This is a genomic window from Candidatus Protofrankia californiensis (genome assembly GCF_900634765.1).
GTDB lineage: Bacteria > Actinomycetota > Actinomycetes > Frankiales > Frankiaceae > Protofrankia > Protofrankia californiensis.
Window position 1 is genome coordinate 1 of record NZ_CAAAFT010000394.1, and the last position, 2,546, is coordinate 2,546.

The 2,546-nt window shown below is 64.4% G+C and carries 3 protein-coding genes; 1 reads left to right on the forward strand and 2 read right to left on the reverse strand.

From position 1 onward, the window contains the following. A partial coding sequence (locus tag DD1DGNOD_RS20215) for a PHP domain-containing protein (RefSeq protein ID WP_131770827.1) occupies window positions 1-785 on the reverse strand: 785 nt, incomplete at its 3' end. A 517-nt stretch (window positions 786-1,302) separates the two neighbouring features. Here DD1DGNOD_RS20215 and DD1DGNOD_RS20220 point away from each other — a divergent pair. Then, entirely contained in the window at window positions 1,303-2,397 is a 1,095-nt protein-coding gene (locus DD1DGNOD_RS20220) for an rRNA adenine N-6-methyltransferase family protein (protein WP_241255863.1), read from the forward strand. On the opposite strand, the gene DD1DGNOD_RS28295 is transcribed toward DD1DGNOD_RS20220, so the two are convergent. Then, window positions 2,331-2,546, reverse strand: a 216-nt coding sequence (locus tag DD1DGNOD_RS28295; RefSeq protein ID WP_206443327.1) for a hypothetical protein, incomplete at its 5' end; no start/stop codon positions are given. The two genes, DD1DGNOD_RS20220 and DD1DGNOD_RS28295, sit on opposite strands and share 67 nt — an antisense overlap.

Consider the following 2,546-nt stretch of genomic DNA (forward strand, 5'->3'; position numbering starts at 1 on the left):
TCGAACTTGAATCGCTTCGGGTCGTCGAGCCGCTTTCCGGTGCCGACGCACAGCAGGGCGCTGTGCGACTCGGCCTGGTCCTTGGTGACGTAGTGGCTGTCGTTTGTGGCCAGGGGCCGCAGATTGAGCCGGCGGGAAATATCGAGCAGCCCGTCCCGGACCTTCCGCTCGATCGCGAGCCCGTGGTCCATCAGCTCCAGGAAGTAGTTGTCCGGACCGAAGATGTCCTGATAGGTGGCCGCGGCCTGGAGCGCCTTGTCGAACTGGTTGAGCCGTAGCCGGGTCTGGACCACGCCGGACGGGCAGCCGGTCGTGGCAATGATGCCCTCGGCATGCTCGGCGATCAGCTCCTGGTCCATCCGGGGCTTACGATAATAGCCGTCGAGCGAGGCGATACTGCTCAGCCGGAACAAGTTACGCAGACCTGTCGAGTCGGCCGCCAGCATTGTCATGTGGGTGTAGGCGCCACTCCCCGAGACGTCGCCGCCCTCGCCGTCCGGGTCTGCGTCGCGCTGCGCACCGTCACCCCAGAAGACGGGTTTCTTGTGGTGGCGGGCTTCCGGCGCAATGTAGGCTTCTATGCCGATGATCGGTTTGACGCCGGCTTTCTTTGCGGCCTGGTGGAACTCATAGGAACCGAACATGTTGCCGTGGTCGGTCATCCCCACCGCGGGCATGCCCAGGCGGGCCGCTTCGGCGAACAGCAGGCCGACCTTCGCCGCACCGTCCAACATCGAGTACTCGGTGTGCACGTGAAGGTGGACGAAGGAATCAGCCTTGGACATTGGTCCCCTTTCGCGCCGTACGGCCTCGACGAAGACCTTAACGCCTCTGCGTGGGACCTCTCCACGCCACATGGCGGGCAGCCGCTTCCATTATCATAACTTGGCCGACAGTCGTGAATCGGGATACTAATCTTACTCATCGTTACGTCCAGCCGGCCCACTACCACATGACAGCAGCCAGCAGGGCATGGACCGGGGCCCTGCACCAGCCGTGGAGCCACTCCGGGGCCTACCGGGTTTGGCGGGCATGAGGACCCGACCCGGCAGACGTAGCCGCACCATACCCCTGTCGGGTATCGTACTTGATCTGCGACCGTGCTCGGCCCCCACAGAGAGTCGGCCGGCGATTTTCTGCACAATCGCGATATGCCGCTGAACGGCGCTCCCGCCGGAAAGGCAAGGACATGGGGAAACACGCAAAGCCCCCGCCGGACTGCCCGCGATGCAAAGGCGACGGGAGGATCATAATTACCACCGACGGTAATGGGGAAGGTGGGAAACAAACGCAAAGCGTGGCATGCTCGACATGCAGCGGGACGGGAAAAGAATGAAACGCGAGGACTTCATCCCCGACGTGATCTGGATCAGACGCGAGGACGGATGGATGATCCCGCTCGACCGGGCCGACAACCCCGACGCATGGCTGAAACTGGTCAACAGTGACGACTCGATCGTCACCCAGGCCGACGACGGGACGGACGAGTACAACGGTAAGGGCATCATCCCGACCAGCTCTTCCAGCGCACCCCGGGTTATGAGCAGGATGCTCGACCTGCTCGACGTGAGAGAGGGCATGGACGTCCTGGAAATCGGGGCCGGTACCGGTTACAACGCCGCTGTACTCGCCGAGCGAGCAGCACCCGGACGCGTCACCACCGTCGAGGTTGATCCCGTGATCGCCGAGCACGCCCGGCAGGCCCTACGCAGGACCGGACATCCGGTCACAGTTGTCACCGGCGACGGCGTCCTCGGCTATCCCGACGGAGCCCCCTACGACCGGATGATGGCCACCGCCAGCGCGTTGCAGATCCCCTACGCCTGGGTGGAACAGACCCGGCCCGGTGGTCGGATCGTGCTTCCCCTGGTCAGTGGTTTTTTCGAATGTCAGGCGTTCCTGTGTCTGACCGTCGACGGCGACGGCACCGCCCAGGGCCGCTTCCACGACGTGGCAGGCTTTATGCGTCTACGTAACCAACGAGATGATGCAGCCCTGTGGGGAGACAACGAGGACGACGCCCGGATCACCACAACCCGCCTGTACCCGCGCGCGCCGTTCACCGAATTCGAGGCCGGATTCGCCCTCGGCCTCATGCTTCCCGGCTGGGTGGCGGGACAGCGGGAGGCCTGCGACGGCACCGAGATCCTTCGGGTGTCACACTTCGCCTCCGGCTCCTGGGCTTCCTTCAGCTCTGGGACGGACGAACACGAAGTGCGCCAATATGGGCCGCGGCGACTGTGGGACGAATTGGAAGCTGCCTATGACCGGTGGCTTCGTGCCGGACGCCCGGACCACACCCGGTTCGGCGCGACCATCACCCCCGAAGGTCAGTCGTTCTGGTTGGACGTTCCGGAGCAGGTCGTATCCGCCGACAGGCGGGCCGTATCCTCCTGACGGGCCGTATCCCCCGATAAGGCGGTGCGCTTCTTCTGCGTGTCGTACGTGCGGCCGTACCGGGGCAGAACCTCGACCGCGAGGACGGGCAGGGTCGCCTCCTGGTCGGGCAGGACGAGGACGTCCGGCTGGAACTTCTTGTTCACCGA

Excerpts from the sequence above, each read along its gene's own strand:
- DD1DGNOD_RS20220 (WP_241255863.1), top strand. The coding sequence starts at position 1,303 with ATGCTCGACATGCAGCGGGACGGGAAAAGAATGAAACGCGAGGACTTC.